General features: G+C 46.6%; 16 protein-coding genes. 5 read left to right on the forward strand and 11 right to left on the reverse strand.

Going from position 1 to position 14,254, the window contains the following annotated elements:
* Positions 1 to 192 precede the first annotated feature (192 nt).
* Complete coding sequence (locus Undi14_RS11965) at positions 193 to 735, reverse strand: tyrosine-type recombinase/integrase (RefSeq protein ID WP_200180859.1); 543 nt, start codon at positions 733 to 735, stop codon at positions 193 to 195.
* The gene (locus Undi14_RS11970; RefSeq protein WP_200180491.1) at positions 732 to 1,211 is read right to left on the reverse strand and encodes a hypothetical protein; all 480 of its coding nucleotides are present in this window, start codon (positions 1,209 to 1,211) and stop codon (positions 732 to 734) included. The genes Undi14_RS11965 and Undi14_RS11970 overlap by 4 nt, the downstream gene beginning before the upstream one ends.
* Positions 1,212 to 1,401: 190 nt before the next feature.
* Between Undi14_RS11970 and Undi14_RS11975 the strand changes: the two genes are divergently transcribed.
* On the forward strand, positions 1,402 to 1,749 hold the full coding sequence (locus tag Undi14_RS11975) for a DNA-binding protein (protein ID WP_200180493.1): 348 nt from the start codon (positions 1,402 to 1,404) through the stop codon (positions 1,747 to 1,749).
* A gap of 45 nt (positions 1,750 to 1,794) precedes the next feature.
* Positions 1,795 to 2,244: a hypothetical protein gene (locus Undi14_RS11980; protein WP_200180496.1), complete on the forward strand. Its 450-nt coding sequence runs from the start codon at positions 1,795 to 1,797 to the stop codon at positions 2,242 to 2,244.
* A 12-nt stretch (positions 2,245 to 2,256) separates the two neighbouring features.
* Here Undi14_RS11980 and Undi14_RS11985 read toward each other — a convergent pair whose 3' ends face one another.
* Positions 2,257 to 2,631: a helix-turn-helix domain-containing protein gene (locus Undi14_RS11985; protein WP_234030570.1), complete on the reverse strand. Its 375-nt coding sequence runs from the start codon at positions 2,629 to 2,631 to the stop codon at positions 2,257 to 2,259.
* Positions 2,632 to 2,730: 99 nt separating this feature from the next.
* Here Undi14_RS11985 and Undi14_RS11990 point away from each other — a divergent pair, with 99 nt between their 5' ends.
* Positions 2,731 to 3,480 carry an SDR family oxidoreductase gene (locus Undi14_RS11990; RefSeq protein ID WP_200180498.1) on the forward strand — a complete coding sequence of 250 codons (750 nt, stop codon included), beginning with the start codon at positions 2,731 to 2,733 and terminating at the stop codon, positions 3,478 to 3,480.
* A 949-nt stretch (positions 3,481 to 4,429) separates the two neighbouring features.
* Here Undi14_RS11990 and Undi14_RS11995 read toward each other — a convergent pair.
* The 5 genes from Undi14_RS11995 to Undi14_RS12015 form a co-directional block, all read right to left on the reverse strand.
* Positions 4,430 to 4,648 carry a hypothetical protein gene (locus tag Undi14_RS11995; protein WP_200180905.1) on the reverse strand — a complete coding sequence of 73 codons (219 nt, stop codon included), beginning with the start codon at positions 4,646 to 4,648 and terminating at the stop codon, positions 4,430 to 4,432.
* A gap of 229 nt (positions 4,649 to 4,877) precedes the next feature.
* Complete coding sequence (locus Undi14_RS12000) at positions 4,878 to 5,360, reverse strand: NAD(P)-binding domain-containing protein (RefSeq protein ID WP_200180500.1); 483 nt, start codon at positions 5,358 to 5,360, stop codon at positions 4,878 to 4,880.
* A gap of 106 nt (positions 5,361 to 5,466) precedes the next feature.
* Positions 5,467 to 5,856, reverse strand: coding sequence for a PRC-barrel domain-containing protein (locus Undi14_RS12005; protein WP_200180862.1), 390 nt, complete (start codon positions 5,854 to 5,856; stop codon positions 5,467 to 5,469).
* Between the two features lie 320 nt (positions 5,857 to 6,176).
* Positions 6,177 to 6,437 carry a DUF1003 domain-containing protein gene (locus tag Undi14_RS12010; RefSeq protein ID WP_200180502.1) on the reverse strand — a complete coding sequence of 87 codons (261 nt, stop codon included), beginning with the start codon at positions 6,435 to 6,437 and terminating at the stop codon, positions 6,177 to 6,179.
* A 23-nt stretch (positions 6,438 to 6,460) separates the two neighbouring features.
* Entirely contained in the window at positions 6,461 to 6,634 is a 174-nt protein-coding gene (locus Undi14_RS12015; RefSeq protein WP_200180504.1) for a hypothetical protein, read from the reverse strand.
* A 435-nt stretch (positions 6,635 to 7,069) separates the two neighbouring features.
* Between Undi14_RS12015 and Undi14_RS12020 the strand changes: the two genes are divergently transcribed.
* Together Undi14_RS12020 and Undi14_RS12025 are read left to right on the forward strand one after the other, a co-directional pair.
* Positions 7,070 to 9,232 carry a catalase gene (locus Undi14_RS12020; protein WP_200180506.1) on the forward strand — a complete coding sequence of 721 codons (2,163 nt, stop codon included), beginning with the start codon at positions 7,070 to 7,072 and terminating at the stop codon, positions 9,230 to 9,232.
* A 19-nt stretch (positions 9,233 to 9,251) separates the two neighbouring features.
* On the forward strand, positions 9,252 to 9,869 hold the full coding sequence (locus Undi14_RS12025; protein ID WP_200180508.1) for a hypothetical protein: 618 nt from the start codon (positions 9,252 to 9,254) through the stop codon (positions 9,867 to 9,869).
* Positions 9,870 to 9,943: 74 nt separating this feature from the next.
* Here the strand turns inward: Undi14_RS12025 and Undi14_RS12030 are convergent, their stop codons facing one another.
* From Undi14_RS12030 to Undi14_RS12040, 3 genes are read right to left on the reverse strand one after another with little or no spacing between them, the layout of a single operon-like run.
* On the reverse strand, positions 9,944 to 12,289 hold the full coding sequence (locus Undi14_RS12030) for a molybdopterin cofactor-binding domain-containing protein (RefSeq protein ID WP_234030572.1): 2,346 nt from the start codon (positions 12,287 to 12,289) through the stop codon (positions 9,944 to 9,946).
* Complete coding sequence (locus Undi14_RS12035; protein WP_200180510.1) at positions 12,282 to 12,755, reverse strand: (2Fe-2S)-binding protein; 474 nt, start codon at positions 12,753 to 12,755, stop codon at positions 12,282 to 12,284. The genes Undi14_RS12030 and Undi14_RS12035 overlap by 8 nt, the downstream gene beginning before the upstream one ends.
* 44 nt (positions 12,756 to 12,799) lie before the next feature.
* The gene (locus Undi14_RS12040; protein WP_200180512.1) at positions 12,800 to 14,101 is read right to left on the reverse strand and encodes a cytochrome c; all 1,302 of its coding nucleotides are present in this window, start codon (positions 14,099 to 14,101) and stop codon (positions 12,800 to 12,802) included.
* Positions 14,102 to 14,254: the final 153 nt, after the last annotated feature.

Raw genomic sequence — 14,254 nt, forward strand, 5'->3', positions numbered from 1 at the left:
TGTGCGTGATCGATTTGATATGTTTTCCCGATTCTACTGTGGAAGTAAATGTGATACATGTGTGCGAAATGCCGATGTATCTAATTTACTTCCCAAAATGTATCTAAATTAGTTCCGAGCGCTTTCCGAGTGCTCGAGCGCTGTTATGATACGCGACACTTTGTAAACTACTCGTCATTCGCATAATTTATATTATGTAAAATGACGTTGGCTGACGGCGATCGATGTGACCAATTCATCGTGCCGCTCGATATCCGATTTGTGGAGATAAGTTGCGGTCGTCGACAAGTTGGCGTGGCCGGCGTTGTCCTGGAGCGTTTTCAAAGCCACTTCATTATTTGCGTGCTTCGTCAGCATCGTGTGCCGGAGCCAGTGAGCTGAGGCATTCCGCAGGGCGGCCGCCGAATCGCCATCTCCATCCCGGTCTGCCAAGCCAGCGGCCATTGCAAACAGTCTTTTCATCGAATCGGCCGCCGCTACATCCGTCACGCCCACCAATACCTTCCCTCGACTGTTGAGGATCAAAGGTATGCCATCGTCCTTGGTGGTCGTCGCCGAAAGTCCGAATGCCAAGCGGTAGGTCTTGTACGCGTTGAGCATTTCGGGAGCTACCGGGAGCCGACGCGGCTTGTTGCCTTTTCCAAGCACATCAAGCCACCAGCGTCCATCTTCCTCTTCATATAGCGCCCCCATTCTCCCTGCAGCCAGTTCAGATAACCTAGCGCCGGTCGTCAGGAACGCGACAAAAAGGAAGCAATCTCGCGCCTTGCGCGATCAGCTGCCGGCGTCCCGGCGGGCAAACCTTGGATCGCCTTGTAGACCCATTCAACTGCACGGCCGCCGAGGTATCGTGTAACCCTTGCTTCCCGATTGGTCTTTACATTTTTCACCAGGCTGCAGGCATTGCGGTTCAGGTACCCGGCATTGGTGGCAAAGGTCATCAGCGACTTCACCACGCGAAACGCTTGGCGTACGCTGGGCTCCGACAGCGGACCGAAGAATGGCCGCCACCGCGGATCTTGTCGTGGCCAACGGGTCGGCGAGATCCACTGTTCAGCTGGCTGCGGATCCCGTAGCCAGTCTTTATAGGCAACCAGATCTTCAACCCGAAGATTGGCCAACGTGAACTGACAAGACTGACACCAGAGTAAAAACCGTCCAAGCTCGGTCTTCGTGCTTTTCGACGTCGTGGGCGCCAGTTCATTAGGCATGTGTGTTCCACAGGATTCGTGAGCCAAATATGCCATATTCGCGCACTTTTAAATAGAAGTCGAGATTATTGGCGTAATCTCGATTAGCAGCGAATTTAAAGAATTTTAATTACTACTTACTTACGTAAGTTTAATTACAAAATCAAAGATATCCGATATGCTTCCTCTGACTTCTTTCAAAGGAAAAGCCATGTCAGAACGTCAGAATTTGAGTTGGGCTGCCTGTGATGCACTCGCTGCAGAAGGAAAAAAGCCATCCATTGGCTTGGTTCGTGAATGGACAATCGCGTCCACTGGCGCCAAGAAAGGCAGTGACGGCGATGTCCAACGTGATATCTCCCTTTGGTATGCGGACCTCTTAAAGCTTAAGCGTACGCAGGCCGTCTCTGCGCTACCGGATCCAGTCGCCGCCCTCACCCGCGACCTTTGGCAACTGTCTGTCGATTGTGCAAATGATCAGCTCGCAGCAGAGAGGCAGTCGTTGGATCTTGATTCAAACGTAGTTAAGTCACATCTCACTCAAGCAATTTTGATTTAACAAAATGGAACCAGCGCATAAGGTATTAAAAAGTGAGTCATGTCAGTGCGGAAAGAAATTCACCAGATAATTGAACAGCGCTGTCACGAGCTTGGACTGACGTTGGATCAAGCACAGTGGCTTGCTGCCGAGAATGATCGGAATGATCCGTATTCGATTTATCGGCTGCTCGACCTGGAATTTGACACGCTGAAGCCCGTTACAACCCGTAATCCAAAAAAGTGGCTCTGGATGGCGGCGAATACCAGCAATGTGAGCTATCGCAGTCAGCTATCCGAAGAAGAGTTGAAGCAGATTTTTTTGACTGGACAGGTACCAAGTAACCGGATAGCGAATGTTTTACATTTGTTGGATGAATCCCCTATGATCATAGTCATCATGGCAGCGAACGAGATAGCAATGATTAGTCAGAGACCAGCAAGCGAAATCCTCGCAAATGTCGGAAAAATTGCCGAAAAAATGCATTGTAAACGCTGGCAGGTGTTGGCAAACTAGCTTGGAGTCGCATCACTCGCGTCTCAACCGATCCCCATGGATCCGCATCCAGCCGGCAAGAGAGTCCAGCGTCTCCCGCAGCGTCTTGCCCAACTCGGTAATTTCATATTCCACTCGTGGCGGGACTTCGGCGTAGATCGTGCGGCAAACCAGTCCGCGCTGCTCAAACAAACGCAGTTGCCGGGTGAGCTCCTTCTGCGTGATAGGAGCCACCGCACGTTGTAAATCGCTGAAACGTATTGGTTTGTCGATGACGATCAACCTGTACAGGATGGGAATGGCCCATTTGCCGGAGATCAGGTTCACGAAGTCCACCATCGGGCAACGGTCAGCAAGTCGGATTTCTGCGGACGTTATCTGCGCACACACTTTCTTGAGCATTGCCATAACTATCTATTTCCTCTTTTAGTATCCATAAGGTGTCTACTATGCAAAGAATACTACTGATTAGATAATGTTGCTTTCAACTCAGCGGATTAACACGGTATGTTAAGACTTCAAGGCAAATATGCTCTGATCACTGGTGGCACCAGTGGCATCGGTCTGGAAACAGCGCGCCAGTTTTTGAAAGAAGGAGCCAGGGTAGCCATCACAGGACGAAACGAAAACACCCTGTTGAACATAGGCCGAGAACTGGGCGATTCGGTACTGCTTTTCCAGAGCGATGCCGGCGACATGGCTGATCAACGCGCGCTGGCGAAACAGATTGCACAACATTGGCCGCGCCTTGATGTGCTGTATGTGAATGCGGGCGATGTGACGCACCGCCCGTTACAGGGATGGGATGAAGCCGCTTATGACAGGCTCATGGACATCAATCTGAAAGGCCCGTTCTTCCTCATCCAGTCCCTATTGCCCTTGCTGGCAAATCCATCGTCCGTCATTCTGTGTGGCTCGGTCAGCGCACATATCGGCCTGCCTCAAAGTAGCGCTTATGCCGCCAGCAAGGCGGGATTGCTGTCACTGGCGCGGACCTTGTCTGGTGAACTGGTCGGACGCGGCATTCGGGTCAACGGCTTAAGCCCGGGTCCGACCGAGACTGCTGCGCTGGGCAAATTAGGTCTACCACCACAGGAAGAGGAAGTCTTGCGTGGGCAGATCAAGAATCTTGTCCCCATCGGTCGCTTGGGCACGCCGTTGGAATTGGCAAAAGCTGCTGTGTTCCTGGCTTCTGATGAGTCCAGCTTTGTCGTCGGTACGGAACTGCAAGTTGATGGTGGCGTAGGTAACCTGTGAACGAACAATTTTTTTGATTGAAAGTGTTCTCAGTTCTCCAACTGGCGACTACTGCATGAAATTTTTCCGAACAATAGTCGCTAGTTTAAATCGCTCATGTTGAGAAGTTAAGAGGGTTGGCCGGGATTCAGGAAATTCTCGCCAAAAAGTTAACTAAGTAATTGATACCCGCGTCGTCGCCACGCATCTGATATCTGGGGAGTCAGTATTTTTGCATCTACCCACGTACGCACCGGCGTTACGCAATGGTTGCGATCGGATCATAACAGCAATTGCGTTTCCCTTCTCTTGTGGTCTGCCTCCATTTTGCTACACGTAATTTAAATGTTATCAGGCCCTAAGCGCCTCAGTTCTTAAGCAACATTGCGCCACTTTCTTCGATAAGAGAGTGCTATTCAAAAAACGGAATATGTACGCCGACTTAGCACGCTCGACTTCGAGGGATACAAACTTTCAGGGCGTATTGAAGAAGCAAAGGAGATGGGATTTCAGGACTGCAAATCAGACTAAGATAGCTTTGAGTGCGCAAGAAAAGGGGACTCTACGTTAATTGGTGTGAAAACGCTGAGCGCAACGTTACGACTAGAATATTGGGACTATTTTTTAGATAACGGCAGCTATAAAGGGGCTAAATTTGCCCATCCCCTCGAAAAGGTCAAAGTTTCTTAATTGAAACAATTTTAGGCCAGTGAGCCCTCATCACCTTCCTCTAACGACGTGCGCCAATATCCAAGTTCCGCGTATCGAGCCGCTAACGCATCCAGATCGATAATGGGCATTTCGGCTTTAAAATCGAACTTGCCTATCAAGTTCACATGTCGCCAAGCCACTGGCTATACGCTTTGCATGACTTTGATCGCCTCGTCATCTCCTGTCGCTCTTTTTTGGTCGTAAACCTGAAGCAAGCTATACGAGGCTTACTGCATGATGCTTACTGAAATTAATACCGCTATTTTTTCTTTTCTTTTGATGCGATATTCCCGTGTAGCGAAATGTCTGCATCCACGGCAATTGGGTCACTGGCAGGAAATGTTTCTTTCAAGGCTTCGTCCAACGCTTTATCCACGTCATCTTCAGAGTTTGATTTCTCTAGCTGCTCTTGCGGAATAATTTTGGTCTGACCGTGGGGCGGCTTCTTTGATTTTGAAGTAATCGATTTTTTATTCATTTTCTCGTTAAGCCTGGTTATAAAAGAAGAGCAACAAGGCGTTTGCTACGCCTGTTCCCTGCTCTTTGGAAGATCGATTTACTTCATTACTATTTTTTTAGTTTTTGTGCACTCTCATTAACCCAATTTTCAAGTGGTCTAACTGAGTTGTACGCATACATCATGCGCAATTATGTCTGTACTGTCTGTGTGCCATCGAACAGATGGCATGTATTTATTAGCTTAATCTTTAGCCTGTGACCAATAAGAAATCTGAATAACTAACGATCTTCTCCACACCACCAAGCATAAGGCAGTAACCAAAGTCTAAGCCGAACACGCCACCACTGGTACCGCAATCAATGTAATGAATGCCCAAAGAACTAAGCATACTGGCTCTCAGGATGTCGTCACGATAATAACTATTGCCACCATCAATGATGATGTCGTCGGGTGTAAGATAAGTCGCCAACTTATCAATGGTTTGTCCCACAACACTGGCGGGAATCATAATCCATACAATCCGCGGCTCGTTTAATTGTGCAAGCATCTCCTCAAGCGAAGGGGCAACAGAAACACCCGCAATGATATCCACTGCGAATGCTTCTGAAATTGCCGGATTGACGTCATAAACGATACACTGATGACCATCCTTGCTCAAGCGTCGCACCAAGTTTGCCCCATGCGACCCAATCCGATCATACCGAGCTTCATTGGGAATTTCCTGGTTCAAATGGATGCATTTATAACCTCACTATATTGATAAAGTGCTTCTCTCAATAAATCGGCTATGCCTGTTGTGTGCTCTTGAATTTCATCTTCATTCATTTAGAGTACAGTTACGTAGTCAACCCGTAATGATGATGCACAGTATCTACCCACCTCGGATTTGCCATATCCGGCCAATGATCGCTATCAAATCCAGGGGCATTTTCAAAATGTTCCTTCTCAATATTCATCACAAACCGTTTGTTAATGGCATCTAGATTTAAAACCGACCAAGGCACTGCAAATAGCTTTTCTCCGATTCCTAAAACACCGCCATGAGCAACGACCGCATACGTCACGTGACCCGTTTTCATGTCTAACATAATTTCTTTAATACTTCCCAGATGTTCGTCTGCCTGATTAACGACATTGTCGCCGATAAGCGTATGAGCCCCCATCAATTCCGGGCCTGGTCCATTTTCAGTACTGGATGTCAAGTTTGGTGCTTCAGTGATTTCCATATTTAAGTTTTCGTTAATCATTTTGATACCTCGTAGAGTGTGGAGCTAGAAGTATGAAGTTCTGGTGAAGATTCATCCGTACGGTTGCGAACATAAAAATGCAAATTCTCAAAAAGTTGGAAGATGCAATTCAACGACACCACAGAGAGAAAGAACGATGTTTTAGGTATTTACCCCTCAGATCGAAGCCAATAATTCATCATTTGAGCGATAAGGAATGCGTTGTCAATTACAACCGCTTAGATTCGACTTTCTTTGCTTCTATGGCATCCAGAACAGCGCCAAGATCAGTGTCCACCTGCATTGCGGTGAGTTCCGGATCAACTCTGTTTTTTGACACCTGGCAAATCTTCACGTAATGCTTCTAAAAGCTCCAATACCTTTGTTACTTTTTGCTCTGTCAACAAATGAACTTGTAGGCTGAGATGAACCTGAATATCTGTAATCTTAGTCATGCGACTCTGCCGGGTTAAAACGGCAATCGCGATTAACACACCATTTAAACCAAGCAGCCCTTGCAACCAAAGAAATGGAGGAGGATCAATGGGAACGTATCCCGCCAGCAATACAGATTCGTTCACGCCAACCCAACTGAGAACAAACATCACGAAGCAAAAAAATAAACAGTACTTCCGAAAAATGAGCTGATCAATTCAATCACACTCTGTGGACCTGAAATTTTCTCTTCTTCGCGGTCATAATATTTTGCAATATTCTCGATATTATTCTTAACCGCATCAGACAACACCTCATGTTTCACTGGTGGTTGTTTTCTCATGATATTCCTGAATCTTTTGAACCTGTACTGGCTCAGTTAGAAGTAGAGGGCAAGGTTTGAAATCTGACGCTGATTTCTATCAAATTAAGTAAGGTAAGTTAACATTGGTATTTTCTAAATATCCAAAAAATACGATCTTTCAATGCATATCTCTTTTGATATTTTCATGCTTACGTAGGCTTAAAATTTGATCAGTGCGCTATCAGACATATGACGGATAAAAAGATGAGTAGACGACTTAACCAAGCGAACCAACCCTTTGCTTTTTATGAACGCTACATTATCAATCGCTCCCTTATTGCAAGCACTATACCGAAAACAGTAATGGGCAAATTAGTCCTCGTATGTCTGTGCCCCAACACACTGAATTATTTTCAACCGTCTCCTACTATTCGCTTTTGTGTCTGAATTCTGATTTAACTAGTGGAAGCGCATATGAAAAAAATAGAACCATTAAGCGGTGACACCAAGCAAATTGACATCAACGCTTTTTCTGAGACTGACGTAGGCCAATACCTCACGACCGATGAGGGGCTTCGGATTAACGACGACCAAAATTCACTAAAGGCAGGCAACCGTGGGCCGACATTGTTAGAAGATTTTTTGCTCCGTGAAAAAATAATGCATTTTGACCATGAACGTATTCCGGAACGTGTAGTTCATGCCAGGGGTGCTGGTGCATATGGCTATTTTCAAGTCTATGAATCGCAAGAGAAATTAACCAAAGCAGTATTTCTACAAGATCCTCAAACGAAGACGCCAGTATTTGTCCGTTTCTCTACCGTGGCAGGCTCTCGCGGCTCAAGTGACCTTGCACGTGACGTCCGCGGTTTTGCAGTACGTTTTTTTACAAATCAAGGCAACTATGATCTGGTCGGAAATAATATGCCTGTCTTTTTTATTCAAGATGCATTGAAGTTTCCCGACCTTATACATGCAGTTAAACCTGAACCAAATAATGAGATGCCTCAAGCTGCTTCTGCGCATGATACGTTTTGGGATTTTATTTCGCTCATGCCTGAATCGATACACATGATTATGTGGATCATGTCCGATAGAGCGATTCCACGTAGCTTGCGTATGATGGAGGGTTTCGGTGTTCACTCCTTTAAATTTATCAACTTAGATGGGAAATCTTCATTTGTAAAATTTCATTGGAAACCTCTGCTTGGCGTTCACTCGGTTATCTGGAACGAAGCGCTCCTGATATCCGGGCAGGATCCTGATTTCCAAAGACGCGACCTGTGGGATGCCATCGAAAATGGCGACTACCCGGAATGGGAATTTGGCGTACAGATAGTCAACGAGGAAGACGAGCATAAATTCGATTTCGATTTACTAGATGCGACAAAATTAATACCAGAAGAGTTAGTGCCAGTGATACGCATTGGTAAAATGGTCTTGAACCGTAACCCGGAAAATTATTTCGCTGAAACGGAGCAGGTCGCCTTTCATCCTGCACATCTTGTTTCCGGTATTGATTTCACTAACGATCCACTTCTACAAGGCCGCCTCTTCTCCTATACGGACACACAGTTGTCCCGCCTGGGCGGTCCAAATTTTAATGAAATTCCGATTAATAGACCGATCGCTGCCGTACATAACAATCAGCGTGATGGTCATATGCGTCAAACCATCAATAAGGGCCAGGTAAGCTATGCGCCAAATTCCTTAGCTGGAGGTTGCCCAATGCAGGCAGGCGCTAATATTGGTGGTTTCGTGAGCACTGCTGAGTCGACGAGTGGAGTGAAACAGCGAGCGAAAAACGATAAATTTTTAGATCATTTTAGTCAGGCGGCATTATTTTTCAATAGTCTGGCGATTTGGGAGCAAAGACATCTTGTCCAAGCTTTACAGTTTGAACTAGGCAAAGTCAAATCAACTGTGATCTGCGAGCGAATTTTGATGATGTTGGCGCAAGTAAATGCCGACCTCACTACGCGAGTCGCAAAAGGTTTAGGCATGATCGTGCCTCTTGGACTTCCAATTAACGGCAGCTTCCCGGCCGATGCTAATCCAAAAGACTATCAGTCTAAACGTACTAATTTATCGCTGCCGAAATCACCCGCTTTGAGTATGGCAAACCAACAAGATGAGACGATAAAAACACGTCGTGTTGCTATCTTGGCTGCTGACGGTGTCGACGAGAAAACACTCTTTTCGATACAAAAGGCGCTAGCAGATTTAGGTGCCTATAGCAAAATCATTGCTCCTTCAGGTGGGAAAGTGACGAGCAGGGATGGTACAGACATCAAGGTTGATCATTCCTATCTAACCACAAGTTCCGTTATGTTTGATGCGGTATATATTCCAGGCGGAGCAAAAATTATCGATGCGTTTACTGGCAACGGCTATGCAATAGATTTTATCCGAGAGGCATATCGACATTGCAAAACCATCGCAGCAAGTGATGAGGGTTGTGACATCGTTGATGTTGCATGCGGATCACAAGATCCCGTTGGTGTCAGCGAAGCTTCCATTGGTGTCCTGCTAGGGAGAGACATCACTCTGGAGCAATTAACAATCGACTTTATTGCCGCAATCGCCAAACATCGACATTGGCAGAGAGAGGACAAAATAAATACTCTTTTAGCTTAGCCCATACATGGTGAAACCAATGACTCCGCTTACCACTCATAGAATTGCTCGCCAAGTTGAAATACTTAGCAGCTATGCCGAAAAAGGCGATTGCGAAAATTATTGGATTACTCTCGTACGTCAAGGCGTGAAGTACGCCAAACTCGCTCTGGCAGTTGTGCGAAATGATACCTTGAGCGGAGTAATCGCCAACGGTTATGCGCGAATGCGGGCAAAAGAAATGAACCTATCATTGTCTGAACAAGATTGGAAAGATCTTGCAAAGACCTTAATCAAAAATGATTTTGCCTATCGCAAAGCATACGCAAAAAATATGTCGACGTATGCTCAAGTATTTGAGTTGCCTATCAAAGATATTGCCGATTACCATACAACAACCTTTATGCTGTACGGATTAGATGAATATGCTTGGACAGCTCATATACCATTGGCGCCTTTTTTAGAAAAAGCCGACTTCGCGGCGGCAGAACTACTTTGGAAATCGATGCTGGATGTTCACTTTTATGCAAGTGCAACTGGTACTGGTTGGAGCGAGGCAAGCGCAATTTACAACGGACCACATAGTAAAGAGCACGCAATCTGGTTAGCAAAGGTAAGTTTATTGGCAACTGACTATTTAGCGATGCCGAAAGAGTGATTGCCACTTTCTCAAAAAAGCGAGCGCACGTTTTTACTCGGATACACGATACGCTCAAAGGAATTTTGTATGGCTTAGCCTCCCAATTTTTCCGATGGCGCAGCTTGTATTTTCCCCAAAGCCTTTAACACTTCTTCCGGACGAATTGGAATATGCCGAAGGCGAACCCCTATCGCTGCAAAGATAGCGTTCCCAATTGCAGGCCCCACTACCGTGGTCGGTGGCTCGCCCATACCAGTCGCAGCTTCTGTACTCGTCACAAATTCAATCTCTAATTCTGGGACATCAGCCATCCGAAGCGGCGTATAAGTATTCAAATTGGTATCGCGCACCTGTCCGTGTTCAAATTGAGTTCCCTCATGCAAGGCCATGCTTAGTCCCCATAATACCGCGCCCTCGGCTTGAGCTAATGCGCCGTCTGGGTGAATAATAGTACCGGCATCAATGACTAAAAAAATCTTTTCAACGCTAACCAAACCGGTAAGTCGATCGACCTTCACCTTGGCTATGCATGCGCTCCAGGTTGGCATATCGCGTTCCTGACCAAACGTACTGGCAATTCCCATTCCGGTATCGGCTGGCATCACGTTTCCCCAGCCTGCATTGGCTGCAACACGTTGCAATACATTCGCCATCCGACTAGCGCCACCAACAGCATTGGGTACACTGCCAGCGTTAATACCCGTAGCGTCCAATAACGATAAACGAAAAGCTAATGGATCCAGCTTGGCGGAAATGGCTGCCTCATCAATAAAACTCTCGAGTGCCCAATTTGTCCATCCTGGCCCAACCGAGCGTAACCATCCGGGGCGAAAAGTGTTGTTGGCAAGATCGTTAGATAGTGCACGCACTTGGTGCGCTCCGACAGAATACCAATGGTCGGCACCAGAAATCGAAAACGGATCATACGGCACACCATTTTTTCCTTTTGGCATAAATGAGGGAATCATTACCTGAGTAGGCCAACCGGCACATGCGTCATGTTGCATCGCGATGACTTTATTTTGCTGGTCAAATGCCAAACGTAAGCGCTGCACCGATGGCGAACGTGGTGAATCAAAGCGTGCATCATCGGCTCGGGTACAGACCATCTTCACTGGTCGACCCAGCGCTTTTGCAGCAAGCGCAGCTGGGATTGCATAGTCACCATTCAATCTGCGCCCAAAGCCGCCCCCCAACAAATAGGTATGCATCAAAATTTTATCTTCAGATACCTGCAAGGCTTTAGCTAACACGGGGAGGATTAATGATTGCCACTGATTACCAGTGTGAATATGCCACACACCATTTTGCTCTAAAGCGAGTGCATTCACCGGTTCCAATTGGAAGTGCAAGACTGTACTGGTGGTATAGGTATGATCGACGATAAGCTTCGCGTTTGAAAATGCCAACGCTACGCCATCATCAGCAACGACCAAAGAACCGCCGTACTGCTCATTAATCAAATTGGTGCCATGATCCAAAATATTTCTCTCAGAAACATTGGCACGACTACCAGCAGCCCAATTCACTTTAACAAGATCGGCTGCACGAATTGCACCTGCAAACGAGTCTGCGAAGACCATTACCCACCCTGGTACAGTATCCGATGGATCGATGAGTTCAATCGATTTTATATACCCTTTGACGTTTCTGGCTAAGCTATCGTCAATTGAAATTACTTTTGATCCATAACGGGTGGGTGGGATGAGTGGGCGTGCATACACCATACCTACAGCCATCGCATCAATGCCGTAAATAGCGCTACCGTCCGTCTTCGATGGTATGTCAAGCGCTGCAGCAGCGTTGCCGATCAGACGACGCTGGTCTGGCGATTTTAAGGTCAAGGCCTTCAACTGCTCAGGCGTGTACTGACGAACAAGATTCCCATGACCGACAATCTCGGCATAACTAATTGTTTTATTCGCTGCACGAACGATACTGTCACGAGCCACACAATGAATTGGATCAACGCCCAGAAGTTTTGCACCTTCTTCAATTAATGCAATACGTCCGGCTGCACCGGCACGACTCAAAGCGTCAAAGCTTTGCCATACTGACCAACTCCCACCTGTCACCATGGTGCCCCATTTAGGATCACTGTTGACGTAGTTCAAACGGACATCACCCCAACGAGCTTCTAATTCGTCCGCTAAAATGCGTGCTAATGCCGTACCCACATGTTGCCCCATTTCGGCCTTAGCGATATTAACCGTGACGATACCTTCGCGATTAATCTCAAACCAAATGCTTGGATCAAAAACAGCTGTCGCACTGATCGCAGTACTACTATCCTCAGCAAAACTTTGATCTGCGCGCAAAAAGGTGAGTGAAAATCCTGTACCTACTGCTGAAATTAAAAATCCACGCCGACCAAGAGACGGGAGTCTAGTATCTCCAACATCTCCTCCAATCCGCAAATGCTTCATCAACTTAAACATGCGGATGCACCTCGGACATTTCCAATGCAGCTATTTTGATCGCCTTACGTATGCGGATATATGCCATGCAACGGCATAGATTGCCACTCATGACTGCGTTGATGTTGGCATCAGTAGGGTTTGGGTAGTCGTTGAGCAACGTAGCAGCCTGCATGATTTGTCCCGATTGGCAATATCCACATTGCGGCGTTTGTGTTTCAATCCATGCTTTTTGTAAGGGGTGTTGGCCTAGAGGATCAAGTCCTTCTATCGTTACAATATGTGCGCCCTGCACTCCGGCCAACGATGTAATACACGAACGCACGGCACGTCCATCGATATGTACGGTACAGGCACCACATAGACCTATGCCACACCCAAACTTAGTACCTTTTAGACCGATATGATCGCGAATCACCCAAAGCAATGGGGTTGCGGGGTCATCATCGATATCGACATCTTTACCATTGATTGAAAACTGGGTCATATCGTGTTCATCCTTTTATTTTTTGTGCTAGTGATATAAGCAATTCATGGTTGATGAGCACGTCGAATGGTAGCAATGTCGTTTTTCAGGTTTAACCATGGAGGTTGCGTAGTCCGACTTCGACGAAGATAAGCGGCCATTTGTACGATATCGGTATTGGTCAAGGCCGTTTCAAAACCTGGCATCATCATTGCGGAGCTACCATCTTTTCTATCTATGCCATATAAAATCACTTGCAAAAAATTAGTCGGATCGGGCGCGAATAATGTAGCGGAAAATCCTAGCTCAGGCCGCGATGGATTCGTTGATGTAGCGCTATTAGAGTGGCATGATGCACACGCAGCGACGTAGAGGGCGGCGCCATGATCGCTATAGAGGTTCGAAACTTGTGATGACTGCGCCGTTACCTTAGCAACGATAGCGTCAATCGCCAATGTATTCTGCGCATTTTGCGTCGCGCCGTTTAAATCAGAAAAATATGCAGCCAACGCATGCACGTCTGCGTTCGTTGCTTTGGCCAAGCCAATATGTACGACCTCAGCCATTGGTCCGATGGCAACTCCATGGAGTTGTGTTTTTCCGTAACGCAAATAGGCATATATTTCCGATTCACTCCAAATCACTAATGCGGGATTTGCCGAAGTCAACGCTGGAGAATACCAACCATCAATAGTTGCGCCAGCATAGGAAGCATTTTTTCGCTCGCCTCCCAAACTATTGCGTGGCGTGTGACATGCCGCACAATGTGCTGCTCCTTCGGCTAAATAGCGGCCACGATTCCATTCTTCGCTTTTATTCACATCCGGAAGCAGAGGTGACTTATCAAAATAAAGCCATTTCCAGAATGTCTGCAGAGCGCGAATGTTCAAAGGAAAAGGCAAGGTGTTTTTTATTGATACAGATTGAATCGGTGGTCGCGTCATGAAATAGGCGTAAAGCGCGCTGATGTCATCGTCTTTGATGTGAGAGAAATAGGTATATGGAAAGGTAGGGAATAAGTTAGCACCATCCTGCCGAACACCGTCATGAAGTGCACGTTTAAACGCTTCTTGTGACCATCGCCCGATGCCCGTTTCGGGATCTGGTGTGATGTTACTTGAATAGACTCGACCAAACGGCGTAACGATAGGTAAGCCTCCTGCAAATTCGCCTCCACCTTTCACGGTATGGCATGCAGCGCAATTACCGATACCAGCAAGTATGGCGCCTTTGTTGATTTGCTCCGCTGAGAAAAAACTTGTCTGAACTTGTTCGACATCTGCTAGCGCCGGTGGCCATGAGAATCCAACCACGACGACGAGCAATAGCAGAACAAGCCCAGCGACTCCCGTGAAGAATTTTTTCATTGGGTAATCCTCTATTGAGAAATAAATGGCGGTGATGAGAGCTTAAAAAATTTATTCACGGTATTTCAAATAAGATTCTGAGCTTCGATTCATTTATAGAAGCTTATGCATGCTTACCTACGTCTTTACTCTCTGAGGCTTTGATCACCCAAA

Source organism: Undibacterium sp. 14-3-2, from assembly GCF_016595265.1.
GTDB classification, from domain to species: domain Bacteria; phylum Pseudomonadota; class Gammaproteobacteria; order Burkholderiales; family Burkholderiaceae_D; genus Undibacterium; species Undibacterium aquatile.

Excerpts from the sequence above, each read along its gene's own strand:
- Undi14_RS11970 (WP_200180491.1), bottom strand. The coding sequence starts at position 1,211 with ATGCCTAATGAACTGGCGCCCACGACGTCGAAAAGCACGAAGACCGAG.
- Undi14_RS11975 (WP_200180493.1), top strand. The coding sequence starts at position 1,402 with ATGTCAGAACGTCAGAATTTGAGTTGGGCTGCCTGTGATGCACTCGCT.
- Undi14_RS11985 (WP_234030570.1), bottom strand. The coding sequence starts at position 2,631 with ATGGCAATGCTCAAGAAAGTGTGTGCGCAGATAACGTCCGCAGAAATC.
- Undi14_RS11990 (WP_200180498.1), top strand. The coding sequence starts at position 2,731 with ATGTTAAGACTTCAAGGCAAATATGCTCTGATCACTGGTGGCACCAGT.
- Undi14_RS11995 (WP_200180905.1), bottom strand. The coding sequence starts at position 4,648 with ATGAATAAAAAATCGATTACTTCAAAATCAAAGAAGCCGCCCCACGGT.
- Undi14_RS12005 (WP_200180862.1), bottom strand. The coding sequence starts at position 5,856 with ATGGAAATCACTGAAGCACCAAACTTGACATCCAGTACTGAAAATGGA.
- Undi14_RS12015 (WP_200180504.1), bottom strand. The coding sequence starts at position 6,634 with ATGAGAAAACAACCACCAGTGAAACATGAGGTGTTGTCTGATGCGGTT.
- Undi14_RS12020 (WP_200180506.1), top strand. The coding sequence starts at position 7,070 with ATGAAAAAAATAGAACCATTAAGCGGTGACACCAAGCAAATTGACATC.
- Undi14_RS12025 (WP_200180508.1), top strand. The coding sequence starts at position 9,252 with ATGACTCCGCTTACCACTCATAGAATTGCTCGCCAAGTTGAAATACTT.
- Undi14_RS12030 (WP_234030572.1), bottom strand. The coding sequence starts at position 12,289 with ATGTTTAAGTTGATGAAGCATTTGCGGATTGGAGGAGATGTTGGAGAT.
- Undi14_RS12035 (WP_200180510.1), bottom strand. The coding sequence starts at position 12,755 with ATGACCCAGTTTTCAATCAATGGTAAAGATGTCGATATCGATGATGAC.
- Undi14_RS12040 (WP_200180512.1), bottom strand. The coding sequence starts at position 14,101 with ATGAAAAAATTCTTCACGGGAGTCGCTGGGCTTGTTCTGCTATTGCTC.